The sequence below is a fragment of the Bradyrhizobium sp. 31Argb genome (assembly GCF_043638955.1).
Taxonomy (GTDB): domain Bacteria; phylum Pseudomonadota; class Alphaproteobacteria; order Rhizobiales; family Xanthobacteraceae; genus Bradyrhizobium.
In genome coordinates this window covers 1-634 of sequence record NZ_JBEGDB010000689.1, presented here as the reverse complement: position 1 = coordinate 634, position 634 = coordinate 1, and the positions used below count along the sequence as shown (strand labels likewise).

Sequence of the window (634 nt, the reverse complement as noted above, 5' to 3'; positions counted from 1 at the left end):
CGTGACGAAACAATCCACGAGATCTTCCTAGCCGACCAGATCAGCCCTCAGTGCGTGGTCGCCGGATGACGCTCACAGTCAAGTTGATGCGATCATATTCGCGCCACACATTGGCGAGCCAGTGCCGGACATACCCGCGCAGCACGAACGAGTAGTTCGCGGCCTCGTCGTGCCGGCCCTTGTTGGCTATGAAGTCGACGAAGGGGACGGAAGCAACTTCGACTTGCTCATAGGCCATCTCATTGAGCTTAGGGATCGTCAACTCGGTCGCGTTCTTGATTCGGTGGAAATAGGAGATGTAGGTCGACTGGTCCCACTGGAAGAACTGAGTGTCGTTGATGAAGTTCTTGACCAGAAAATATTTTGCACCAGCCATGAAATTGGCGGTCTCGGCGATCTCGTCCAGGGAAGCGATGGAGGATCCCAAGGTATGGAATACGGCAAAGGTGATCTGGCCAGACGGCGCAGCATCCAAAAAGCCGATGTCGCGCAATGAAGCCAGCGCCTTGGACAGTAAGCCTGCTGCGGGCGTCGATCACAGTGACGGATAGCCCTAACAGTCTGCTGAAAAACGTGAGGAATGAAGCGTTTTTTTTCTGTTGAGGAGGCCTCGTTGGGCTGGCGCGTCCGGGAG

Annotated in this window: 1 pseudogene; it reads right to left on the bottom strand. The window is 55.4% G+C overall.

What is annotated here, in order from left to right:
- Positions 1-40: 40 nt before the first annotated feature.
- A pseudogene (locus tag AAFX91_RS42295) lies at positions 41-548 on the bottom strand (hypothetical protein); the annotation flags it as partial.
- Positions 549-634: the final 86 nt, after the last annotated feature.